Raw genomic sequence first — 22876 nt, forward strand, 5'->3', positions numbered from 1 at the left:
TTCTTTTTGTTTAAAACAGGAAATAATGAATTGTTGTATTTATAACATTTTGTTATTTTTTGTGAACACGCTTGTTTTAATTTGAATATTACTTACTTTTGCCATTCAAATTTAGTACTCAATAATAAAATATACTATGAGAATAGCAGTTGTAGGCGCTACTGGAATGGTTGGCGAAGTAATGTTAAAAGTATTGGCAGAAAGAAATTTCCCTGTAACAGAATTAATTCCGGTTGCTTCTGAGAGATCAGTGGGAAAAGAAATAGAATATAAAGGTAAAAAATATAAAGTAGTTGGTATGCAAACTGCTGTTGACATGAAGGCTGATATTGCTTTGTTTTCTGCAGGAGGTGATACTTCACTGGAATGGGCTCCAAAATTTGCAGCAGCTGGAACAACCGTTATCGATAATTCATCGGCTTGGAGAATGGATCCAACCAAAAAATTAATCGTTCCTGAAATCAATGCATCTGAATTGACTGCAGCCGATAAAATCATTGCAAATCCAAACTGTTCTACGATACAAATGGTGTTGGTTTTGGCTCCATTACACAGAAAATACAACATTAAACGTGTTATTGTTTCTACGTACCAATCCATCACTGGAACAGGTGTAAAAGCAGTGCAACAGTTAGAAAATGAATACGCAGGAGTTCAAGGTGAAATGGCTTACAAATATCCGATTCACAGAAATGCAATTCCACAATGTGATTCATTTGAAGACAACGGGTACACTAAAGAAGAAATGAAATTAGTTCGTGAAACTAAAAAAATCTTGAGTGATAATTCAATTGCAGTTACGGCTACTGCTGTTCGTGTGCCAATCGTTGGTGGACACAGTGAAGCGGTAAATGTTGAATTCACTAATGATTTTGATATTAGCGAAGTACAAAATATTTTACATCATACCGATGGTGTTGTGGTTCAAGATAACAATGATACCTATACTTACCCAATGCCAATGTACGCACAAGGAAAAGATGATGTTTTTGTAGGTAGAATTCGTCGTGACGAAAGCCAGGAAAACACCTTGAATATGTGGATTGTTGCTGATAACCTTAGAAAAGGAGCCGCTACAAATACCATACAAATTGCAGAATATTTGATTGCTGCTAAATTGGTGTAATACTTAATTTTTAGTCCAAATTAAAACCATTTGTTTTGTCAAAATATAATTTGTCAGAACAAATGGTTTTCTTTTTTATGTTTTGTTACCTTTGCCAAGGATGAAAAAGAATAAACTCATAGTAAGTCTTTCTTTGGCGATTGCGGTATTGTTCTCAATACTGTTTCAGTCCTTCCATACCTATGAACATTTAGAGCAGCAGCTTTCCGAAAAGCAGTGCCATCATAAATACAATGTTACCAATAAAGAGATAACGCATCAACACCACAATTTTGATCATTGTTATGTCTGTGATTTCACTTTTGGCAGTTATGTTTCTCCAAAAAATTTTTCGTATCAATTATACTCCAGTCACAAAGAAATTCCTTATTTCTTTGCTGCTAAGGAAACGGTTCTTTCGTTTTCCGGAAGTTTATATTCACATCGCGGACCACCTATTTGTCTTTATACAATTTAGTTAATATTGATTAGTCTAATAGGATTTTTGCCACATCGAGCGCAGTCGAGATGCGCTAATTGTTCTCGACTGCGCTCGAACTGACAGTTAGGACTAGTTTGTCAAAAATAGGGTATTAACTGAATTTGTTTCATTTCAAATGCAATTTCACTTGTTCAAAGTGATTTTGGAACTACATTTTATTTACTAAATAATTCCGGACTCGGCTCCCTCTCCTTTGGAGAGGGTTGGGGTGAGGAACAATACCATCATTTTCAATGAAAAAATTTATTATAGCCCTATTCTTGGGAATTTCGGCGATGCTTCAAGCGCAAAATACCCTTTCAGGAATCGTAACCGATAGGAATAACCAACCCATAAAAGGCGTTTCCGTCTATGCATCAGAATTACATAAGGGAACTGCAACAGACGAAAACGGGAAATACGCCTTTATCAATCTGCCCAATGGAAACTTAAAATTGACTTTTACATTCGTAGGGTTTGGAACACAAAATAAAACCATAGCCGGTTTGCAAAAGGAAAATACATTGAATGTAATCCTTGAAGAAACGATATTTCAAATGGATGAAGTGATTGTTTCCACCGCTTTCAATAAAATACAATCGCAAAATGTGATGAAAGTGGAACATCAAAGCATGAAAGAATTGCAACGAAAAGGAACTGCCACATTAATCGAAGGATTGGCAACAATTCCCGGAGTTTCACAGGTTTCTACAGGAACATCCATTGGAAAACCAGTGATTCGTGGACTGAGCGGCAATCGGGTTTTGGTGTATTCGCAAGGTGTTCGAATGGAAAATCAACAGTTTGGTGACGAACACGGTTTGGGACTAAACGACTCGGGAATAGAAAGTGTTGAGGTCATCAAAGGACCAGCTTCGTTGTTGTACGGTTCGGATGCTTTGGGTGGTGTTTTGTATTTTAATCCCGAAAAATTTGCCGATGCCAATACCTTCAAAGCTAATTTCAGCCAAAAATTATTCTCGAATACGCTGGGAAGTAATTCTTCTTTGGGACTGAAAACATCTACTGATAATTGGAAATTCCTTGCTCGTGGAAGTTACAATACACATTCTGATTATAAAATTGCTAATGGCGACCGAGTAACGAATACCCGTTACAATGAAACCGATTTCAAAACAGGGATTGGCTACAGCAATGCGAAATTTTCAAGTGTGTTGCGATACAATTACAACAAGCTGGATTTAGGAATTCCGGAAGATGGCATTGCAGAACAAACGACCAGTAAGGAAACAGGATTTCCAAGACAGGGCGTTTTCAATCATTTGCTGAGTTTAAACAATGTTTTCTTTTTCCAAAAATCAAAACTGGATGTCGATTTGGGTTATGTTGCCAATGACCGAAGCGAGTTTGTAGACAGCAATGTCGCTGGCTTACACATGAAACTCAAAACATTCAATTACGATGCGAAATACCATTTGCCAAAAATAGGTAAAGTAGAATCTATTTTTGGAATTCAGGGAATGCATCAAACCAACACGAATTCTGGGGAAGAATATTTAATTCCAGATGCGACTACCAATGATTTTGGTGTTTTTGGAACCGCTAATTATGAGTGGAAAACCAATGTGTTGCAAGCCGGATTGCGTTTCGATAATAGACAAATTACTACGATAGAACATGGAATTGCAGGTTCCGAAGGTTATTTTAAAGCCATCGATAAATCATTCGACAGTTTTAATGCTTCCTTGGGTTACAAAACCAATCTCGCTGATGATTTGACGCTGCGATTGAATCTTGCTTCCGGATTTAGAGCGCCAAACCTAGCGGAATTAACTTCGAATGGTGTTCACGAGGGAACGAATCGTTATGAAGTAGGAAACAGCGATTTGAAAACGGAACAAAACGTACAAACCGATGTGAATTTGGAATACAAAAACAGCCATTTTGAGTTTTTTGCCAATGGATTTTACAACCACATCAACAATTATATCTACACTTCGCCAACAGGAGTAGTGATTGACAACAATGATGTTTTTGATTACATTCAGAATAATGCTAAGTTGTATGGAGGCGAAATAGGGCTGCATTTTCACCCGCATCCTTTGGATTGGTTGCATTACGAAACCAGTTTTGAAACCGTAACCGGCAAGAAACAAAATGGCGATTTCCTGCCTTTAATTCCTGCTAATAATTGGAATAACACCATTAGAACCGAATTCAATATCAAAAACTGGCTCGAAGATGGTTTTGCGACTTTGAATCTGTCCACAACTTTCAATCAAAATAACGTGAGTGGTTTTGAAACCAAATCCAATGGTTATTCCTTGTTGAATCTGGGTTTTGGAGGAAAAGTAAAATTGGGTAAAACCGTTTTTGATGTGAATCTTAATGGGAATAATCTTTTGGACAAAAGGTACATCGCACACCTTTCCCGCTTGAAAACCGATGGAATTTCTAACATAGGGAGAAACGTGGTTTTGGGTGTGAATTTTAATTTGTAATTCATTTGCTTCAGCAAAAAATAATCAAAACGCTATTCGAAAGAGTAGCGTTTTTTGGTTTTAGCATAAATGGACTTATATTTTATATGGTTTGTATTTCTCAACATATAAATATAGATGACTGTCCTTAATTCGTACCAAGTCTTTTTTTTTGCCACAGATTTTAAAGATTCACACAGATTTTACAAGTATTATTAAAGGAATCTGTGAAAATCTTTTTAATCTGTGGCTAATTTTATCGCTCAGGTACTAGTAACGGACATTCATATAAAATATAAGTCCATTTAAGAAATGATTTTAATTATTCAATTGTGTCTGCACTGCGGGCACAATTGGATTTGAAATTCGTTTTGAATTAGTGTAATTCGTGGCAAGTCTATTATCGAAAGGGTAGCGTTTTTTTATTTAAACTTAAATGAACTTAAACTTCTTATATGGTTTATATTCTTCAACATATAAGAAATGATTTAATTATTCAATTGCGAACTCAGTGCGTTCGCAATTGAATTGATTTTTAATTTGCGATTTTCACATAACTGTAATAAAAACGGCATTTGTGCGACTAACTTTTTTTTAAGAATTCCTTAGTGCTGTTTTGAAACAGTTACTTACATCCAGAACAGGAACTATTTGTCTATTTTTGTAATGATTTAAATCAGAATTTAATGAAAAAATCTTCTTAATAATGGCAGTTTCAACTACAATCACACCTTTTGGACAAAATCAAAATCCTATAAAATATCCCATTACCCATAAAGGAGAAACAGTCGATGTGTATTTCGATACTAAAGTTGCTGATCCATACCGCTGGCTCGAAGATGATAAATCTGCTGAAACGGGCGCTTGGGTAAAAGCCCAAAATGAAGTGACTTATGGTTATTTAGTCCAAATTCCGTTTCGCGATGCGTTAAAAACAAGAATGGAAAAACTGTGGAATTATGAGAAAATAGGCGCACCTTTTACCGAGGGAAATTACACGTATTACTACAAAAACAACGGCTTACAAAACCAATCGGTGTTGTACAGAAAAGACGCCAAAGGAACCGAAACTGTTTTTCTGGATCCCAACACGTTTTCTAAAGACGGAACCACATCGCTTGGCGGACTGGATTTCTCCAAAGACGGTTCCAAAGTGGCGTATGCGATTTCAGAAGGCGGAAGTGACTGGAGGAAAGTCATTATATTAGATGCCATCACTAAAAAAGTATTGGAAGACACAATAGTCGATGTAAAATTCAGCGGTGTGTCTTGGAGAGGAAACGAAGGATTCTATTATTCCAGTTATGACAAACCAAAAGGAAGTGAATTATCGGCAAAAACGGACCAACACAAACTGTATTTCCACAAGTTAGGAACGCCACAAAAAGAAGATAAAGTGATTTTTGGCACCGATAAAAAACGACGTTATGTAGGCGGCGGTGTTACAGAGGACAATCATTATTTGGTCATCACGGCATCGACTTCCACCTATGGAAACGAATTGTACATCCAAGACTTGACCAAGCCCAAGAGTCCTATTGTGACCATTGTGGATAATTTCAAGAGCGACAACAACATTATTGACAACGAAGGCACGAAATTATTCATAGAAACCGACTTGAATGCGCCCAACAAACGCATCGTTACCGTGGATGTCAACAACCCGAAACCGGAAAACTGGAAAGATTTCATTCCGGAAACCGAGAATGTTTTGACGCCATCAACTGGCGGTGGTTATTTCTTTGCTAATTACATGAAAGATGCCGTTTCAGTGGTGAAACAATACGATTATTCCGGAAAGATGGTTCGGGAAATTCAGTTGCCGGGTATAGGAACTGCCGGCGGTTTTAGCGGAAAGAAAAAAGAAAAAACACTCTATTATTCGTTCACGAATTACATCACTCCGGGTTCTATCTATTCGTTTGAACCAAAATCAGGAACTTCTGCGGTGTATCAAAAACCCAAAGTAGATTTCAACAGCGAAGATTATGAGTCCAAACAAGTGTTTTACACTTCCAAAGACGGAACCAAAATCCCAATGATTATCACCCATAAAAAAGGATTGAAACTGGACGGTAAAAACCCAACGATGTTGTATGGGTACGGTGGATTCAACATAAGCTTGACACCAGCTTTCAGTATTGCCAATGCCGTTTGGATGGAAAACGGAGGCATTTTGGCCGTGCCAAACTTACGTGGCGGTGGCGAATACGGGAAAAAATGGCACGATGCAGGAACCAAAATGCAAAAGCAAAATGTCTTTGATGATTTCATCGCAGCAGCCGAATATTTGATTGCCGGCAACTACACGTCTTCGCAATTTCTTGCCATTCGTGGCGGGTCAAACGGAGGATTGCTTGTAGGTGCTGCCATGACGCAACGCCCGGACTTGATGAAAGTCGCTTTGCCGGCCGTAGGCGTGATGGACATGTTGCGCTATCACACCTTTACCTCAGGCGCGGGCTGGGCATATGATTACGGAACCGCGCAGGACAACAAGGAAATGTTTGCCTACATCAAGGGCTATTCTCCCGTACACAACATAAAAAAAGGGATTCAATATCCGGCCACGATGGTCACCACGGGCGATCACGATGATAGAGTTGTGCCGGCGCACAGTTTTAAATTTGCTGCCGAATTACAGGAAAAACAAACGGGAACCAATCCAACTTTAATTAGAATTGACATCAATGCAGGACATGGCGCAGGTAAATCCGTGGCGGCAACTATTCAGGAAAACGTCGATATTCAGGTATTTACGTTGTACAATATGGGTGTAACGGAATTGAAAAAGTTAGCTAATTAGGCTTGCCCTGGATTTATCCTGAATTCATTTCAGGATTCATTTCAGGATTTTTTTCAGGATTTATTCTGAATTTATTTCAGAAGCTATTTCCTGCTGTACACTGTATCTTTTCCTCCGCCGAAAAAGGCGGAAGGAAAAGGATGCCGTTCCCATCAGGGCTAGGGCATTCGATTCCCCAGACGATTGTCATTGCGAGGAACGAAGCAATCACATCACGGATATAAACCAACAAGAAGTTCAAAAAACGCTATTCGAAAGAGTAGCGTTTTTTTGTTTTAACAAATCAAGTTGAAAACTAAAAATTAATGAGGTCAATTGTAGGCGGGTCAATTGTAGGCGTAAAACTAATTTTATCAAATATGGAGATTAAAGAAAAATTTGGTCAAAAAGTAAAAGAATTAAGGGAGCAAAAAGGCTTCTCTATAGAGCAACTGGCTAATATTTCGAATGTTGACAGGAATTATATTTCTGACATCGAGAAAGGAAAAAGAAATGTTTCAATAACAATAATTGAAAAAATCATACTCGCACTCGACACTGATTTTGCAAGCTTCTTTAATGATAATAGTTTTAAAAAATGATAATGAAAGAGAATATATCAATTGAAGAATTCGATAACAAGAAATTCAAAATGCGTTTTGTTGAACAAGAAGACAATAAAAAAGCTGTGTTGACACATTATCTTCATAATTATGATAATGGTGTAAAAAAGCATTTTGAAAAAGAAGCGAAAGAATATTTAAAAGAAATAATTGAATATAAAAATGATGAAGAGAAATTAAATCTCGTTTCTGATGTAGCATTACAACAATTATTATTTGAAGTTGAAACTGTTCCATTTCCAACACCTAAAAATTACACTTTTAAATTTATTGATCTTTTTGCGGGGATTGGAGGATTTAGAATGGCAATGCAAAATCTTGGAGGGAAATGTGTTTTTACATCTGAATGGGATGAAAATGCAAAGAAAACTTATAGAGCTAATTATGGAGAGACACCATTCGGTGACATAACTAAAGAAAGAACTAAGAATTATATACCAGACGATTTTGATGTTTTGTGTGCAGGATTTCCGTGCCAGGCTTTTTCAATTGCAGGTAAAAGAGGAGGTTTTGAAGACACAAGAGGAACGCTTTTTTTTGACGTTGCAGAGGTAATAAAAAACAGAAAACCAAAAGCAATTTTCTTAGAAAATGTAAAAGGTTTAAGAAATCATAATGGAGGGAAAACGTTAGCAACAATCCTAAATGTTTTACGTAATGACTTGGGTTATTTTGTCCCAGAACCTCAAATAGTTAATGCTAAAAATTTTGGAGTGCCACAAAATCGTGAGCGTATATATATAGTTGGTTTTAGAAATGATTTAAATATAGATTCATTTTCGTATCCTGAACCTTTAGAAGAAAAAGTCTTTTTCGGAAAAGTAAAAGAAGAAAACGTAGTTCCTACAAAATATTATTTATCAACTCAATATTTGCGTACTCTAATTAGTCATAAAGAAAGACACGCAAGTAAAGGAAATGGATTTGGATATGAAATTATTAAAGATGATGAGATATCAAATGCAATTGTAGTTGGTGGAATGGGTAGAGAAAGAAATTTAGTTATTGATAATCGAATAACAGATTATACTCCAACAACTCATATCAAAGGAGAAGTCAATCGTGAAGGAATCAGAAAAATGACTCCACGAGAATGGGCTAGATTACAAGGCTTTCCCGATAATTTTATAATTCCTGTTGCTGATGCATCTGCATATAAACAATTTGGGAATTCGGTTGCTGTACCAGCTATTCAGGCAACAGCAGAAAAAATTATTGATCTTATAAAGGCTAGACTATGATTACAGGAAATAAAGGGGAATGGAGTGAAATATATACTTTATTCAAGCTTTTAGGTGATAAAATACTTCAGCCTGGAGATGAAAATATCATGAAAATTGAAAATGTATTTTACCCTATAATCAAGATATTACGCTCTGGCACAAATGGGAATTATGAATATTCAATTCAAGATGATATTGTATTGATTTCTGGTAATGAAGAAGTTCTAAGAATTCCTATTCAAGAATTTAAAGAGAAAGCTATTTTTTTATTAAACTTAATAAAATTAAACAGAGAAACTACCTTTTCTATTCCTGAAATTGAACAGTTTATGCTTAGTATTAATTGTATTTCCTTGAAAGCAGATTCTAATACTAAAACTGACATCACAATTGTTGTTCATGATCAAAGAACAAATCAACAACCGACTCTTGGATTTAGCATAAAATCTCAATTAGGGAATCCTTCAACTTTACTTAATGCAGGAAGAACTACAAATTTTATTTTTAAAATTAATGGATTGAATCTTGATGAAGAAGGAATTAATAAGGTTAACGCTATAGAGACTAGAAGTAAGATAAAAGATCGTATCGAGTGTTTAGAAAACATAGGAGGAGTTTTTGAATTTTTTAGAACTGAACAGAAAGTTTTTTCAAATAATTTAGTTTTAATTGATAGTTTACTGCCACAAATTCTGGCAAGCATGATTTTTAATTTTTATACGAGTAACTCTTCAAAAATCATTGATTTGATTTCGAAAGTTGAAGAGGATAATCCTTTGAATTTTGATGTTTCTGACAGACATAAATTTTACACATATAAAACTAAGCGACTTTTAACGGATATAGCTTTAGGAATGATGCCTTCAAAAGTTTGGTCTGGAGAGTATGATGCAACTGGGGGATATTTGATTGTGAAAGAAGATGGGGATGTTTTATGTTATCATATTTATAATAAAAATGAATTTGAAAACTATTTAATAAATAATACAAAATTGGATACAGCTAGTTCAACAAGACATGACTTTGGATGTGTTTATGAAGAAAATGGGGAGTTGTTCTTTAAACTAAATTTACAAATTCGATTTATAAAATGAGTAAACTTAATCAACTGGGAATAGCTGTCGGAAAGGGTAAAAAAGCCAATGTTATATTCGATAGCTTATTTCCAAATTTTTTAGATATTAAATATGAAAAACCTTCCGAATATATTTCGATTTATTGGGAAGCATATAAAAATCATCCTGAAGGTAATAACAATCTTAATGGGAAGATATTTGAATATATACTTGCGACTTTATGTGTTCGGGAAAATATTTTGCCTTTATATTTAAGTGCTAAAGTTGCATTCGTGCCAAATGTCATATATGATCTGATGTTTTATACAACAGAACGAGGTCCGATATGTATATCTGCAAAGACAAGCTTACGAGAAAGATATAAACAAGCCGACCTTGAGGCAATTGCTTTAAAATATGTTCATAGAAAAGCACTAAGCTATTTGGTAACTCTTGACGTTAATGAGGCAAAAGGAGTAAAAGCAAAAATTAAAAGCGGTGATGTTATTGGGCTGGATAAAGTTGTAGTAGCAACTAGCGAGGAATTCAATGATTTAATAGAGGAACTGAAACAATATATGTTTTCCGATCCCCCAACAGTTAAAGTGATTGAGAGTACTCAAATTATAACTAAGGAAAAGCTTTCGAGTCTTAAATAATGCAGTTTTATTCTGTTCGCTTAGTATGCAAAAAAGTTCTTAACTTTGAGTAGCAATTTTAAATTGTTGTATCATGGATCGTATAACTCCACTACAACGTTCCAAAATTATGCGAGCCATTCGCAGCACGAATACCAAAGTTGAAGTTCGCTTGGCAAAAGCCCTGTGGCATCTCGGCTACCGTTACCGTAAAAACAACAGAACGATTTTCGGCACACCGGATTTAACCTTCAAAAAACTCAAAATCGCTATTTTCGTAGACAGCGAATTCTTCCACGGCAAAGATTGGGAAAACCAAAAAGACCGCGTGAAAACCAATACGGAGTTTTGGCAAAAGAAAATAGAACGAAACATGGAACGAGATGTTGAGGTCAATACTAATCTCGAATCACAAAACTGGAAAGTGCTTCGTTTCTGGAGTGCGGAGATAGAAAAAAATCTCGAGGATTGCATCGCTAAAATCCAGTCAGAAATTATTTCGAAACAAAATCAAAAAAGCCAATTCTAATTACCAAAAACTGATAAATCCTGTTTTTACTCCAACCAATATCCTTTTGCCAAAACCTCAAAATCCTTGATTTGTTCCTGTACCCAAGAATCCGGTTTTTCTCTTTCGGTGGCGATGAGTTGTGCGGTTTCGGGAGCCATTAGCAGCGCTGCTCTGGCATCCAGAAACAGAATGCGGAGTCTTCGTGCGAGTACATCCTCGACTTTGCGTGCCATTTCATGGCGTACGGCCCAGATGACTTCGGCTTTTATAAAAGAATAATCGGGATGCAGTTTTTCTGCCCATTTTGGATTTTTAAGCGCTAATTTCCTAATTCCCTCTGCATCCGATCCATACTGATGCAGCGGATCTTTAAGATCTTGCTTTAGGGTGTAACCATGTATTTTAAAATCTTTGGTGCTGCATTTGCTGGGCTTTAAGTTTCCTTTTTTGATCACACGGTCCAGCGTGTCTTCGGCCATGCGTCTGTAGGTGGTCCATTTGCCGCCTATGATGGAGACTAAGCCGCTTTTGGACACAATTATTTTATGACTTCTTGAAATTTCTTTGGTTTTTTGATGCTTCTTTTGCGGTCTGGCCAAAGGGCGTAAGCCACTGAATACGGATAAGACATCGGCTCGGGTTGCGGTCTTAACAAGATATTGGTTGAGAGTAGCTAGTATAAAATCAACTTCTGTTTTTAGTGCCCGAGGTTCCAGGCTTTCCAGGTCTATGACGATGTCCGTTGTTCCTACCACTACTTTATTGTACCACGGAATGGCAAACAATACCCTTCCATCACTGGTTTTAGGAATCATCAGGGCATAATCGGTAGGGAGAAAAGATTGGTCTAAAACGAGGTGCGTCCCTTGACTGGCCATTATAATGGGCTTTTTTTTCACCACATCCATGCCAAGAATGGCATCGGCAAAAACGCCGGTGGCATTGATTACCGCTTTGGTTTTTAGGGAATATGATTTTCCTGTTTCTAAATCGGTGGCTTGCACTTGATTTATTTTTCCGTTTTTATTTTTTCCTAAACCCGTTACTTGCATGTAATTGAGCAAATGTGCTCCATTTTCGACACTGGTTTGTGCAAGGTTTATCCCCAAACGGGCATCGTCAAATTGTCCGTCGTGGTATAGTGTCCCGTTTTTCAGGTGCTTTGACTTAATTCCGGGTAAGTATTCTTGAACCTGCCGCGTATTGATAAAAGCCGAATTGCCCAGACTCAATCTGCCTGCCATCAAATCATAGATTTTTAAGCCTAAAGTATAAAAATAGCCTCCAAAAATACTGAAAGAAGGGATTATAAAAGATTGATTTTGGGTGAGATGCGGAGCGTTTTTAAAGAGCAATCCCCGTTCGTGCAATGCTTCAAACACTAATCGGATGCCGCCTTGGGCTAAATACCGCACGCCTCCGTGGACTAGTTTCGTGCTTCGGCTGGAAGTCCCTTTGGTGAAATCGGCCTGTTCCAGCAGTAGCGTTTTATACCCTCTCAATACGGCGTCTAATGCAATGCCTAATCCCGTAGCACCACCGCCAATGATAATTACATCCCAGGTTATGTTGTTTTGGTTGAGAAAATCAATACTCTTGTCTCTGTTCATAAAATGAATTGAATGGTCGGAGAAATATAGGAAAAAGATTTTAATTCTAAAGATAAAGTGCAAAAGGGGAGGGCAAACGCACGAGTTTTTTTGCCACGAATTACACTAATTTGCACTAATTTTAGTGATTCTAAAAAAAAAATACACGAATTTTATCTGCCTTTGGCAGATTCTTGGAATATATGACATTCAAATCTGTGTTAATTCGTGTAATTCGTGGCTGATTTTTTATTTTTGAAACTGGTGCGTTTGTCTTGTTCAAAAGGGGAAATTAGAAAAAATTGGAAGGATTGAGTGGTTAAAAATCCAGTTTGAAATTATTTCGAAGAAAATCAAAAAAAACTAGGTTGTAAATTACAAATCACGGTTCAATTCCTTCCTTGAAATTCCCTTCTTCTCTTTTTTATTATCACAATGTTTTACTAATGGACTCGGTTTTTCATAAAGGGATCGGTAAATTTGAAAGACAACAATAAATAGATATTATTATGACAATACAAATCAACACAGACAACAATGTAGAAGGACACGCACGTTTGAAAGCGTATATTTCAGAGGAACTAGGAAAAGCGTTAACGCGTTTTGAAGAAAAAGTTACTCGTTTAGAAGTACATCTTGGAGATGAAAACAGTGATAAATCCGGAATCAATGACAAGCGATGTCTTATTGAGGCACGACCAATAAACATGCAACCTGTGGCGGTTACTCACCATGCAGATACTACGGAAAAAGCATTTCACGGGGCATTGGATAAAATTAAAAAAGTGTTGGATACAACTTTCGAAAAACAGAAAACGTATTAAAATAGGTTGCCTTTGGGCAGATAGTAATTAAAAAAAATGACACAATCTTTTAAATAAGAAAGTGTCATTTTTTTTTGGGGTTAAGATTCTTTAGAATTGCGATAGTGGTTTTTGTTAGTTTTAGCAGTAAATTAGTATATTCAATTTAAGGATGAAACGGAATTTAAAACTTGCAACTCATTAGTGTCGAATTTTTATAGAGCAAAACAATGGAAAACATAAAATTATTTGAAAGTCAAAAAATACGTTCCTCTTGGGATAACGAACAAGAGAAGTGGTTTTTTTCGATTGTAGATATTATACAAGTTCTGACGGATAGCCCAAGACCAAGGAAGTATTGGAGTGCCCTGAAAACAAAACTTAAAAAGGAAGGAAGCGAACTGTCCCATAATTTGGGACAGTTGAAAATGATGGCTGATGATGGTAAAATGAGACAAACAGATGTTGCAGATACCGAGCAACTATTTCGTTTGATTCAATCCATTCCGTCGCCAAAAGCAGAGCCTTTTAAACAATGGTTAGCCAAAATAGGTTATGAAAGAATAGAGGAAAGTCAAGATCCTGAAAAGGCGATTGATCGCGCCATGGAAAATTATTTGAATTTAGGGTACAGTACGGCTTGGATTAATCAGCGGTTGAAAAGCATAGAAGTTAGAAAAGAACTTACCGATGAATGGGAAAATAGGGGCGTTAAAAAAGGGCATGAATTTGCCTCGCTTACCGATATAATTACTCAGGCTTGGAGTGGGAATACGGTAAAACAAAGAATCTAAAAGGGTTGAAAAAAGAAAATCTAAGAGATAATATGACCAATTTAGAGTTGGTCTTAAATATGTTGGCTGAAGCAACTACGACAGAAATAAGCAAAGAAAACAATCCTAAAACTTTTGCAGACAATAAAAGAATAGCCCTAAAAGGTGGTGAAATTGCGGGCGATACGAGAAAACAAATTGAAGAACAAACCGGTAAAAAAATCGTTAGCTCACAAAATGCAAAAATTTTAAAAGAGAAAAATGATAAATTAAAGGAATAGTATTAAAACTCGTTGGATATAATTATTAAAAACGTCAATTCGAGTGTTTTTTGTGTAGTAAAACGGAACAAAACTTCTCGATACTATTCACACTCGAACTGACGAAAAAATATCATCAAAAACTAATTACATCCAAAGGTTAGTATTATGATAAAATAGAATCAACAACCAGTCCTAGATTTGATCTCAAATTTAATTCTGAATTTATTTATGATTTTTGAAAACCGACTAATTTATCTGTTAAACAGCAATCGCGCTAATGTTTCGTCCCTGTCATAAACATCTTCATAGAAATGAACCACTCCGTCAGTATCCACCCAAGCGGTAAAATAGCCAATGTAAACCGGAATTTTATTTTTGAGGGTGTACCAATATTCTTCTCCGTTGTTCATCGCCGTTTCTATTTTTTCAAGATCCCAGTTTTTGTCATTCTTCATAATCATAGCTGCAAGCTCTTTTGGCTTGGCGACACGAATACATCCGTGACTGAAAGCGCGGTCTTCTTGACTGAACAAACTTTTGGATGGCGTATCATGCAAATAAATAGCATTCGAATTAGGAAATAAAAATTTCACGAGTCCTAATGAATTTTCAGGTCCCGGTTTTTGTCTTACGTAATCGTCTTTCCACTCCATATCGTGTTCCGCCAAGTAATTTGGATTCTTCTCGATTGCCGGAAGGATTTCTTTCTTTAAAATACTCGCTGGGACATTCCAATATGGTCTGAATACAATATATTTCATTGGAGCGCTGAAAATAACCGTTTTATTCAAGGCTTTTCCCACTACGACTTTAGACTTTAATACTGATTTTCCATCTCTAAGAAACGTTAATTCGTATGCGGGAATATTGATGACAATTAATTCTCTGGCTTTGGTAATGTCATTTGAAATCCAACGACAGCGTTCCATATTGACCATGATAGTTTTAATACGTTCGGCTACAGTCACATTCATGTTTTTGATGTGTTCCGGCAAAATAGTTTTATTTAGGGTATTGCCACTTCTTTTTTTGTATTTCAAAATTCCTGTGGCCAATGCACTATCATATACAGCGCTTTTTGAATCGGCTGTAATATCGCCAGTGACAAATAACCGTTGTCTGATTTGAGCAATTGCTACAGCGCTGTCTCCAGGTTTGTATGATTTCATGTCTGGATCAACAGTTATGGCTTTCCAACCGCCTTTTTTTTCTATTTGACGGTATTTTTGCAAGACGTCTTTCAGTAAATAATATTGCCCTAACACCCCTTTTTCGTCTTTATTGATTAATGAAGGATTGATGAGCAATGAATCTAAATAACTGACATAAGATTGTTTTTTTCGAGGCAAATACCATCCAATATCCTTTGTTTTTTGTGCGTCTAAACCATGATATACTTTGTCAGCATAAAAAAAGTACAGTGCAGAATTTAACAGTTCGATATCAATGTTTGGTTTTTGATTGTCATCAGAATCATCGTAAATTTCGTCTAATTTTTCTTTGTAAGGAATAACAGTCTGAACGCCTTCTTGTGCCAGATTATTGATTTTGTTATGTAGCAAATTTCCAAATTCATTGATTCCGTTTTTATCAAACCATACATAATGAAATTGGTGTTTGCGATATAACGATTCTACTTCAGGTTTGTATTTTTCCAGTTTTGGATACTTCGCGAAAAACGTTTCGACTTGAGTGCTGTCAAAAGCCATGTCTTCTGGACTGCTTGTGTTTTGCTGTTTTCCTGCAGGATTATTTTCGCTTTTCTTTTTGCAGGAAACGGTGGTGAATACTATTGTAAAAACAATAACTATAATTGGGAATAGTAACTTTCTCATAGGTTGAACTTTAATGCGTAATAATTCATTTGAAGGCATTACAAAAATACGTCAAATCGAGTGTTGTAATACCTGTTCTAAAAGGGGGTGTTTTTTAAGCTTTAAATTCTATCTTTACTTTTGGTGTAGTAATTAAATAAAATTAATTAATAACTTACTGTTTATTAATGTTTTATGTATTTAATTTAATTTTTAAATCAATTTTTTTTATCAAATCAATTTATGTAAATCCAAAAATTATGAAAAAAATAATCCTGTTTTCTTTAAGTTTTTTACTGTTTTCAGCTTTTATTCCAAAGAATCAAGAAGCTGAAAACGAGAAAGAAAGCATCAATACTGTGCTTGATGCTTGGCACAAAGCTGCCGCCGAAGCAAACTATAATGCGTATTTTAATGTCATGACGGAAGATGCTATTTTCATTGGCACGGATGCCACGGAAAATTGGAATAAAAAGGCTTTCAAAGTTTGGGCAAAACCTTTTTTTGATAAAGGTAAAACTTGGAATTTTACCGCATTGGAACGCCACATTTATTTTGATAAAACAGGAAAAACGGCTTGGTTTGATGAGTTGTTGGATACCCAAATGAAAATTTGTCGGGGTTCAGGAGTACTTGTAAAAATAGGTAAGGAGTGGAAGATAAAACAATATGTTTTATCAATGACCATTCCTAATGAAAATGTAGACGCTGTCATCAAAATAAAAGCACCCTTAGAAGAGGCACTTATAAAGCGCTTGCAAAATAAGTAGTACTTATATTCCATTTTTAATTTTGCTAAAGAATTCATTATAATATATTCCTCAATAAATGCTTAAAAACATAGGTGCTAAATCGAATAAATTTAAAAAAATGCCTTTATAATTGCTAATTCAGTGATAATTGTTTTGTCGACCCCTATTTTAAATTGTTTTATGACTCGAAATCAATTTTTTTTTAACTTTGCCCCCTAATAAATCGGGGTTAAGTAAAGAAAATGAAAATAGAGAAACGCTGGATCATATCCTTTGTCATTATAAGTATGGTTTGTATCACTGGTGTATTATGGCCAGCGGTGTCAGGAACTAGTCCTGTTCTTTCACAATTTGCAACAACAGATCACATTATTCCTGCGGATGTTGCCTGGATGCTAACGTCCTGTTGTTTGGTGTTAATAATGACGCCTGGATTGTCTTTCTTTTATGGTGGAATGGTAGGAAAGAAAAATGTAATCTCTACCATGTTGCAAAGTTTTATTTGTTTGGGTGTAGTCACATTATTGTGGGTAGTTGTAGGCTTTAGTTTGGCTTTTGGTGAACCTATGGGAATTCATATAGGTTCCGGTTTTTATAGTTTTGTGGGTAATCCAGGAACTTTTGCGTTTATGGATTATGTTGGGATGTTGCCACATAAAAAAATAGCCAGTACGGTTCCTTTTATGTTGTATGCTTTGTTCCAAATGAAATTTGCGGTGATTGCGCCAGCTATTATCACGGGGTCTTTTGCAGAGCGTGTTCGTTTTATTTCCTATTTACTATTCATCTGTTTGTTTACGTTGTTTATATATGCGCCTTTGTGCCATGCCGTTTGGTATCCTACGGGAATTTTAGGTTCCTACTTTGGGGTTAAAGATTTTGCAGGTGGAACAGTTGTACATATGAGTGCTGGATTTGCCGCTTTGGCAGGAGTTATTGTTTTGGGAAAAAGAAAAAATAGCCGTCATGTACCTACTAATATTCCTTTTGTTTTATTGGGAACGGGAATGCTTTGGTTTGGTTGGATTGGTTTCAATGCCGGTTCTTCTTTGGAAGCCAATGGCGTTGCGGCAATGGCTTTTGCTACGACAACAACCGCATCGGCAGCAGCCATGTTAACTTGGATTTTCTTTGATCGTATAAATGGCAGAAAAGTTTCGGCACTTGGAGCTTGTATCGGTGCTGTAGTAGGACTGGTTTCAATCACTCCGGCAGCAGGATATGTATCCGTTCCTGAAAGTATGTTTTTTGGTTTTGTTGCTGCTCTTGTTTCAAATTCGGTTGTCAATGCTAAATTTTTAGAAGGGATTGATGATACTTTAGATGTTTTTGCTTGTCATGGTGTTGGCGGAATTATGGGAATGATTCTAACGGCAATTTTTGCGCATGGCGAAGATGCCAGTTTGCTTCATGGTGGCTGGAACGTTTTTGGGCATCACATGATGGCATTGGTTTTGGTTTCCATTTATACTTTTTTTGGTGCTTATATTTTATTTAAAATAACCAATAGAATTATTCCAATGCGCGTTACCGAAGAATCGGAGATTATAGGATTGGACCTTTCGCAGCATGACGAAACACTTTATCCAATTGAGTGTTCAGATCTGGTTATTGACGAAGAATAGACTGGTGTTTTGTATGGAATTATTTATTTGGAATCATCCGAAAATAGCAATTCGGCTAAGCGGTCGTCTCTTTCATACACGTCATTATAGAAACTAATTTCGCCGGAATCGTTTACCCAAGTTGTGAAATAGCCTATATGGATAGGGATTTTCTTTTTTAGGATACAAATGGTTTCCTTTTCCCCTTTCATGGCGTCATTAATTCGCTCTATAGGCCAGTCAGGATCATCTTTTAAAAGTAATAAAGCCAGTTCTTTGGCTTTGCTCATGTTGATACAGCCGTGACTGTAGGCTCGGTATTCCGATTCAAATAAGCTTTTAGAAGGAGTGTCGTGTAAATAGATATCATTAGCATTCGGAAAAATAAACTTCACTAGTCCCAAGGCATTTTTTTCTCCGGGTTTCTGTCTGATTTTACCGTTATTCCATTCCATATTATGGGCTTCCAGATAATTTTTTTCGCGAGACATAGCAGGAATCAACTCATTTTCTATGATGCTATTAGGAACGTTCCAGTACGGGCTGAATACAATTTGTGTCACATTGCTGCTAATAATAACTGTTTCGTTCATGGTTTCGCCTACAAATACATCCGACTCTAATTCTTTTTTACCATTTCTTTTAAAAATCAGTTTGAAGGATGGAATATTTATAATGATATATTCATCCGCTTTAGTCATTTCTGGAGCAATCCATCTGCAGCGTTCCATGTTAACGATAATGGCTTTGATGTATTTTTCAATTGGGGTGTTCATGCGCTGAATAAGCATTGAAGTTATTGAATAATCCATTTTCATGCTGTTTCTTTTTTTGTAATTCAATACACCCGCCATTAATTCTTTGTCGTATAAATTGCTTTTGGAATCCTGTTTTATATCTCCGGTAACCGCCAGACGTTGCCTAATTTGACCAATGGTTTTTGAGCTGTCACCAGGTTTGTATTCTTTTGGCAAGAAATCAGTTGTTATGGGATTCCAATTTCCATTTTGTTCTATCTGACGGTATTTTTTTAAAGCCTCACGTAGCTTATAATATTGTCCAAATACTTGTTTTTCGTTTCTACTCAGCAATTGAGGATCGACTAGTAGTGAATCCAATAGATTTTCATACGAGACATTTTTTCGGGGTAAAAACCATCCTATTTCCCTGATTTTTTTAGTGTCAATTCCTTGGAATACTTTTTTAGCATAGAAAACATAAAGAGAGGATAATAATAATTCGGTATAGACAGGAGATAGGTCGTCTGTGCGTTTTTCTTTGAAAATCCCGTCAATCTTATCTTTGTAGGCTAAATTGGATGCTATACCTTCTTCATCAAGCAGATTTACTTTCGAATATAACAAATTAGCAAACTCAATGACTCCTTTGCGATCATACCAAATAGATTTATAGTTTCGTTTTTTGTATAAAGCACTAACATCTGATTTGTATTTTTTTAAATCAGGATATTTCTTAAAAAAATCCGATATAATAGCGCTGTTGATGAGAATTACGGATTTAGCATCCGATGATTTTTGAAGGGATAAGGCAATAGCAATTGCTTTTACCATCTCGTTTTCTTTGTTATTGCGGTAAACGATGGCAAGAGTAAAGCCGAAAAATATAATTACAAACGATACTACAAAGTTTCTCATAGCGTAATTATTTATATAAAGATAATGAAATATTTTCTTGGGGAAAAACGAATGACAATCGAGTTTGTGTTCAAAGGATTTGGTCAGTCCAATTAAGGCAAGAATTGGAAATCTTCTGATAAAAACGATTCATAGCACAAATACTTTTGCAATAGAAAAGGCTCTCGAAATGATTTTCTTTATTTTTTCTTCAGCAAACCATTCGGTCTTATATATTTCCTTAATTTTGCCGAAATATTCTGAAAAAGTGGGAAGCAAAAATAAATTAAAAAGGTTCAAGGAAAACGAAACATTCAACAACGTTTTTCAACCAACAAGAGAAGAAGTAGTAGGGGATTTATTTCCGCTTAAAGGGAAATGGAACTCGGAGTTCTTCAAAAATGAAAATCCATTGGTGCTGGAATTAGGCTGTGGAAAAGGAGAATATTCAGTAGGTCTTGCCGAAAGATACCCAAATAAAAACTTTATAGGTATCGATATCAAAGGAGCTCGTTTTTGGCGTGGTGCCAAAACGGCTGTTGATACAGGACTTCATAATGTGGCTTTTATCAGAACTCAAATCGAGTTAATCAATCATATTTTTGCTGAAAATGAAGTGGACGAAATTTGGATTACTTTTCCAGATCCGCAAATAAAATACAAACGCACGAAACACAGAATGACGAATTCGGAGTTTTTGCAGTTGTATAAAAAAATCCTCAAAAAAGACGGAGTCGTAAACTTAAAAACCGACAGTGAGTTCATGCATGGATATACGCTGGGATTGCTGCATGGGGAAGGTCATGAAGTTTTGTATGCAAATCATAATGTGTATGTAAACGAAGGAAGTCCGGAGGAAGTGACTGCTTTTCAAACTTTTTACGAAAAACAATATTTGGAAATTAATAAAGCAATTACGTACATTAGATTCAAAATTAAAGAATAGCCTCACGTTTATAACTTGAATTCGTACTCTTTATTTTAATGCAAAAAACTTGCCTATGAATCTAATTATATCTTTGTTTTTGGGATTTATTACTGCTTTTATTGGTATTACGCCTCCAGGCTTACTCAATATGACAGCTGCTAAAGTAAATCTCAAAGAAGGAAAAAGAAGTGCATTATGGTTTGTTTCAGGGGCTGTTATTATAATATTTTTTCAAGCTTATCTTGCGATACTATTTGCTCGCTATATTAATGAAAATCCTGATATTTTAATTTTATTGCGGGAAGCGGGATTTGGTGTTTTTACATTGTTAACTATTTATTTTCTTTGGATTGCAAAAAAGCCAAAGAAAAAAAAGGGGAAAATAAAAAAGTACAGTAGTACAAAACGATTTTTTCTGGGGATGTTACTCTCTGCGCTTAACTTTTTTCCTATTCCCTATTATGTTTTTGTAAGCATCACTTTGTCGTCTTACAATTTGTTTTTTTATGATATGGCCTATATTTTTGTTTTTGTGACAGGTGTGGTGTTGGGTTCTTTTTTGGTTTTTTACTGCTATATCACATTCTTTGAAAAAATACAAAACAAAACGGATTATATCATGAGGAATATGAATACGATTATTGGAACAATAACCGGATTGATTGCTGCAGTAACGTTATTCAACATTATACGATATTATTTGAGTTAGTTTTTTTACTTTGCGCAAAATAAAAAGCATTTTTCATCAGATTTATAACCATGTCAAACGAAAATTTTTTCGAACGAGTATATGCCATCGCCAGACAAATTCCTTATGGAAAAGTCACTTCTTATGGCGCTATTGCAAAAGCTTTAGGAACTGCGCGCTCTGCCCGAATGGTGGGTTGGGCGATGAATGCTTCGCATAATATGGAAGATGTTCCGGCACATCGGGTGGTGAATAGAAAGGGTTTGCTTACCGGAAAACTTCATTTTGACGGAACGAATCTTATGCAACAATTATTGGAAAACGAAGGGGTAGAAGTTGTGAACAATCAAATTGTGGATTTCGAAAAACATTTTTGGCAGCCAGAAGTTAGGCAGGAGTGATTTTTACAGTTTTAGAAGTTCACTTTCGTTGTTGTTTATTCTTTATTCATTTTTATCGTTCTTTTTATTATTTATTTCGGCAATTCGAATTAAATAGGCTTCGATGGTTTCGTTTTCTCCAATTGGGATATTGTTTAATAAGCTATCAAATCCATTAATTAAATTGGTGTATTTCTCAAATGTATCCTGGAGTAATTGGTCGTTTTTTGTTTCCCAATAATTTCCTTCATCGGTAAGGTCAAAATTTTCTAAATATTTTTTGTTTATATAATCGAAGATGTTAATCAGTTGTTTGTGAATTTCAGGTCCGGCAAATTGCGTTTTTACAGATAAATAGTTCTCGTCTAACTCATTTGCGGAAACTTTGGAAGATTCGAAATTATAGAAAGTACACATTTTTCCGTTGGATAGAAAAGTTAAGCAAACAACTTCGCAATTGGGAGGACTAAAACAAATACCGTAAATGGAATCATTATAGCTATCAAGAGTAAAAATAGGACTTGGAAATGCTTCTTCAAAAACATGAAATTTCCATTGGTTTGCCTGCGCGATGTCAGTCACCTCTTCAATCATTTTTTTTAAAAGGGTAGGGTCTCTCAGGGCACCCTTATAATGAAAACTTAATCCCATAATTTTTTATTATAAATTTAAATTATAAATTTTAGTTTATTGGATTTAATGATGTTGTTTTTTAATTATATCAGAAAGAAAATAACTCCCTTTTGATGGATTGGTATTGGAAAATTATAACGCTGAAATTGGCTT

General features: G+C 35.6%; 21 protein-coding genes. 17 read left to right on the forward strand and 4 right to left on the reverse strand.

Annotated elements, in window-relative coordinates; genetic code table 11:
* Positions 1-136 precede the first annotated feature (136 nt).
* The 9 genes from ACM55H_RS02790 (at position 137) to ACM55H_RS02830 (ending at position 10880) form a co-directional block, all read left to right on the forward strand.
* Positions 137-1126, forward strand: a complete 990-nt coding sequence (locus ACM55H_RS02790) for an aspartate-semialdehyde dehydrogenase (protein WP_039110375.1) — start codon at positions 137-139, stop codon at positions 1124-1126.
* A gap of 100 nt (positions 1127-1226) precedes the next feature.
* Complete coding sequence (locus tag ACM55H_RS02795) at positions 1227-1583, forward strand: hypothetical protein (RefSeq protein ID WP_416835055.1); 357 nt, start codon at positions 1227-1229, stop codon at positions 1581-1583.
* Between the two features lie 257 nt (positions 1584-1840).
* Positions 1841-4048, forward strand: a complete 2208-nt coding sequence (locus ACM55H_RS02800) for a TonB-dependent receptor (protein ID WP_416835056.1) — start codon at positions 1841-1843, stop codon at positions 4046-4048.
* 685 nt (positions 4049-4733) lie between these two features.
* Positions 4734-6833: a prolyl oligopeptidase family serine peptidase gene (locus ACM55H_RS02805; RefSeq protein ID WP_416835057.1), complete on the forward strand. Its 2100-nt coding sequence runs from the start codon at positions 4734-4736 to the stop codon at positions 6831-6833.
* A 305-nt stretch (positions 6834-7138) separates the two neighbouring features.
* A complete protein-coding gene (locus ACM55H_RS02810) occupies positions 7139-7414 on the forward strand; it encodes a helix-turn-helix domain-containing protein (RefSeq protein ID WP_416835058.1) in 276 nt (91 codons plus the stop codon).
* Positions 7415-7416: 2 nt separating this feature from the next.
* The gene (locus ACM55H_RS02815) at positions 7417-8676 is read left to right on the forward strand and encodes a DNA cytosine methyltransferase (protein ID WP_416835059.1); all 1260 of its coding nucleotides are present in this window, start codon (positions 7417-7419) and stop codon (positions 8674-8676) included.
* Positions 8673-9752, forward strand: a complete 1080-nt coding sequence (locus ACM55H_RS02820; protein ID WP_416835060.1) for an HpaII family restriction endonuclease — start codon at positions 8673-8675, stop codon at positions 9750-9752. Before ACM55H_RS02815 ends, ACM55H_RS02820 begins: the two co-directional genes overlap by 4 nt.
* Positions 9749-10372: a hypothetical protein gene (locus tag ACM55H_RS02825; protein WP_416835061.1), complete on the forward strand. Its 624-nt coding sequence runs from the start codon at positions 9749-9751 to the stop codon at positions 10370-10372. The genes ACM55H_RS02820 and ACM55H_RS02825 overlap by 4 nt, the downstream gene beginning before the upstream one ends.
* Before the next feature lie 73 nt (positions 10373-10445).
* On the forward strand, positions 10446-10880 hold the full coding sequence (locus ACM55H_RS02830) for a very short patch repair endonuclease (RefSeq protein WP_416835062.1): 435 nt from the start codon (positions 10446-10448) through the stop codon (positions 10878-10880).
* A 26-nt stretch (positions 10881-10906) separates the two neighbouring features.
* Here ACM55H_RS02830 and ACM55H_RS02835 read toward each other — a convergent pair whose 3' ends face one another.
* Positions 10907-12472, reverse strand: coding sequence for a glycerol-3-phosphate dehydrogenase/oxidase (locus ACM55H_RS02835; protein WP_416835063.1), 1566 nt, complete (start codon positions 12470-12472; stop codon positions 10907-10909).
* 488 nt (positions 12473-12960) lie between these two features.
* On the opposite strand from ACM55H_RS02835, the gene ACM55H_RS02840 reads away from it, so the two are divergent.
* From ACM55H_RS02840 to ACM55H_RS02850, 3 genes are all read left to right on the forward strand, one after another.
* Positions 12961-13275: an HPF/RaiA family ribosome-associated protein gene (locus ACM55H_RS02840; protein WP_416835064.1), complete on the forward strand. Its 315-nt coding sequence runs from the start codon at positions 12961-12963 to the stop codon at positions 13273-13275.
* Positions 13276-13484: 209 nt separating this feature from the next.
* Positions 13485-14048: a BRO-N domain-containing protein gene (locus ACM55H_RS02845; RefSeq protein ID WP_416835065.1), complete on the forward strand. Its 564-nt coding sequence runs from the start codon at positions 13485-13487 to the stop codon at positions 14046-14048.
* A 5-nt stretch (positions 14049-14053) separates the two neighbouring features.
* Entirely contained in the window at positions 14054-14308 is a 255-nt protein-coding gene (locus tag ACM55H_RS02850; RefSeq protein WP_416835066.1) for a hypothetical protein, read from the forward strand.
* Positions 14309-14541: 233 nt separating this feature from the next.
* Here ACM55H_RS02850 and ACM55H_RS02855 read toward each other — a convergent pair whose 3' ends face one another.
* Positions 14542-16125 carry a L,D-transpeptidase family protein gene (locus tag ACM55H_RS02855; RefSeq protein WP_416835067.1) on the reverse strand — a complete coding sequence of 528 codons (1584 nt, stop codon included), beginning with the start codon at positions 16123-16125 and terminating at the stop codon, positions 14542-14544.
* Between the two features lie 239 nt (positions 16126-16364).
* Between ACM55H_RS02855 and ACM55H_RS02860 the strand changes: the two genes are divergently transcribed.
* Both ACM55H_RS02860 and ACM55H_RS02865 read left to right on the forward strand, forming a co-directional pair.
* Positions 16365-16874 (forward strand): nuclear transport factor 2 family protein, encoded by a 510-nt coding sequence (locus ACM55H_RS02860; RefSeq protein ID WP_416835068.1) that lies wholly within the window; start codon positions 16365-16367, stop codon positions 16872-16874.
* 224 nt (positions 16875-17098) lie between these two features.
* The gene (locus tag ACM55H_RS02865; protein ID WP_416835069.1) at positions 17099-18481 is read left to right on the forward strand and encodes an ammonium transporter; all 1383 of its coding nucleotides are present in this window, start codon (positions 17099-17101) and stop codon (positions 18479-18481) included.
* Positions 18482-18504: 23 nt separating this feature from the next.
* Here ACM55H_RS02865 and ACM55H_RS02870 read toward each other — a convergent pair whose 3' ends face one another.
* Complete coding sequence (locus tag ACM55H_RS02870) at positions 18505-20115, reverse strand: L,D-transpeptidase family protein (RefSeq protein WP_416835070.1); 1611 nt, start codon at positions 20113-20115, stop codon at positions 18505-18507.
* A 247-nt stretch (positions 20116-20362) separates the two neighbouring features.
* Between ACM55H_RS02870 and trmB the strand changes: the two genes are divergently transcribed.
* The 3 genes from trmB to ACM55H_RS02885 are packed head-to-tail and all read left to right on the forward strand — an operon-like array spanning position 20363 to position 22111.
* Complete coding sequence (trmB, locus tag ACM55H_RS02875) at positions 20363-21040, forward strand: tRNA (guanosine(46)-N7)-methyltransferase TrmB (RefSeq protein WP_039110480.1); 678 nt, start codon at positions 20363-20365, stop codon at positions 21038-21040.
* A 55-nt stretch (positions 21041-21095) separates the two neighbouring features.
* Positions 21096-21731 carry a LysE family transporter gene (locus ACM55H_RS02880; RefSeq protein WP_416835071.1) on the forward strand — a complete coding sequence of 212 codons (636 nt, stop codon included), beginning with the start codon at positions 21096-21098 and terminating at the stop codon, positions 21729-21731.
* A gap of 50 nt (positions 21732-21781) precedes the next feature.
* Positions 21782-22111 carry an MGMT family protein gene (locus tag ACM55H_RS02885; protein ID WP_416835072.1) on the forward strand — a complete coding sequence of 110 codons (330 nt, stop codon included), beginning with the start codon at positions 21782-21784 and terminating at the stop codon, positions 22109-22111.
* A 42-nt stretch (positions 22112-22153) separates the two neighbouring features.
* On the opposite strand, the gene ACM55H_RS02890 is transcribed toward ACM55H_RS02885, so the two are convergent.
* Positions 22154-22741: a hypothetical protein gene (locus ACM55H_RS02890; protein WP_416835073.1), complete on the reverse strand. Its 588-nt coding sequence runs from the start codon at positions 22739-22741 to the stop codon at positions 22154-22156.
* Between the last annotated feature and the right edge of the window lie 135 nt (positions 22742-22876).

This window comes from Flavobacterium cryoconiti (genome assembly GCF_048158645.1).
Taxonomy (GTDB): Bacteria; Bacteroidota; Bacteroidia; order Flavobacteriales; family Flavobacteriaceae; genus Flavobacterium; species Flavobacterium cryoconiti.